A 1,768-nucleotide genomic window follows, 5' to 3' on the forward strand; every position below is an offset into this window, starting at 1 on the left:
TTAGACATGTAATGTTCGTTAGAATAGTAAATAGTTTTCTATCAAATGTTACAACTAGATTATACAAGGGGGATATCTATGGAAAATAGAAAGATAAAATGTGTGATTTGGGATTTAGATAACACTTTATGGGATGGAGTATTAGTTGAAAGCGATAATGTGACTTTAAGAAAAGGTATTGTTGAGAAAATAAAAGAACTAGATTCAAGGGGGATTTTACAATCTATTTGTAGCAAAAATGATTTTGATTTAGCGTGGAGCAAGATAAAAGATTTTAATCTTTCAGAGTATTTTATTTATCCAGAAATAAGTTGGAATCCTAAGTCTATGGGGATCGAAAATATAGCTAAGAATATCAATATAGGAATGGATACATTAGCTTTTATAGATGATCAGGATTTTGAGAGAGAAGAGGTGAACCATAAGTTTCCAGAAGTTTTATGTTTATCCGATACAGCGATAGAAGGCATGTTAGAAATGGATGAAATGAATCCTAGATTTGTTACTCAAGATTCTAAAAACAGAAGATTATTATATATGAATGATATCAAAAGAAATAAAATCGAAGAAGAGTTCAATGGTACACCTGATGAATTTTTAAGTACTCTTAATCTTGTTTTTACAGTAAGTAAAGTTCAAGAAGATGATTTAAAGAGAGTGGAGGAACTAACAGTTAGAACTCATCAGCTCAATACAACTGGGTATACATATTCTTATGATGAACTTGATAGATTAAGTAAATCTGATGACAATGATGTTTTTATTGCACAATTAGAAGATAAGTATGGTGACTATGGCAAGATTGGTGTAGCTTTAGTTGAGAGAAAAGAGGATATATGGACATTAAAACTACTGTTGATGTCTTGCCGTGTGGTTTCAAGGGGCGTTGGCGGTGTTATGATGAACTATATAATGGAAAGAGCTAAAAAAGCCAATGTAAGATTAGTAGCAGAATTCCTTCCAACTGAAAGAAATAGAATGATGTACATAACCTATAAATTTAATGGTTTTAAAGAAGTTAAAAAAGATGAGGAAAAGGTACTTTTTGAAGCAGATTTAAATAATATCAAACCAATTCCGGAATATATAAAGTTTGTAGAAAAATAAATTTTGGAGGGATATTTAAAATATGGTGGAGAATGTATGGATAGAAACTGAAAGACTTATTATTAGAACGTATAAAAAAGAAGATGTAAAAGGTTTATATGAAACCTTAAATGATAAAAAAAATACATCATACATTGTTGAAGATACTATAAGTATGAAACAGGCAGAGGAAGCAGTTGAATGGCTAATAAATAATTATTCATTAGATGCAGAATATAAATATAGTTTTCCTATTATATTAAGAGAAACTAACCAATATATAGGATGGTGTGGCTTCGGTTATTTGGATTATGACAAAAGTCAAACAGAAATATATTATACATTAAAAAGTGAATATTGGAATAATGGATACGCCACTGAAGCAGTAAGAGCTCTTTTAGACTTTATTTTAAATCAATGTGACATAAGAGAATTAGTAGCAGTTGTTAAGCCGGAAAATATAGCATCTAAAAAAATAATAGAAAATATGGGATTTATATATGATGGTGTTGTGAGTAAGCTGCCAGATGAGTTCGAGTTTTATGAAGGTGAATTACATTATACATTAAAAGTGGTGGTAAATATTTAAGGTTCTTTCCAATGTTAGTTGAAACAGCCTAGATTCTATTATATAATTTGAATAATAAAATCAAGGGGAAAGAACAAAAGATGAATAATTTAA

Annotated in this window: 2 protein-coding genes; both read left to right on the forward strand. The window is 29.4% G+C overall.

Annotated elements, in window-relative coordinates:
- Window positions 1-78: 78 nt before the first annotated feature.
- Complete coding sequence (locus BM384_RS16965) at window positions 79-1,107, forward strand: HAD-IIIC family phosphatase (RefSeq protein WP_090015432.1); 1,029 nt, start codon at window positions 79-81, stop codon at window positions 1,105-1,107.
- A gap of 22 nt (window positions 1,108-1,129) precedes the next feature.
- On the forward strand, window positions 1,130-1,675 hold the full coding sequence (locus BM384_RS16970) for a GNAT family N-acetyltransferase (protein WP_090015434.1): 546 nt from the start codon (window positions 1,130-1,132) through the stop codon (window positions 1,673-1,675).
- Window positions 1,676-1,768 lie beyond the last annotated feature (93 nt).

It is taken from the genome of Clostridium sp. DSM 8431 (assembly GCF_900116755.1).
Taxonomy (GTDB): Bacteria; Bacillota; Clostridia; order Clostridiales; family Clostridiaceae; genus Clostridium.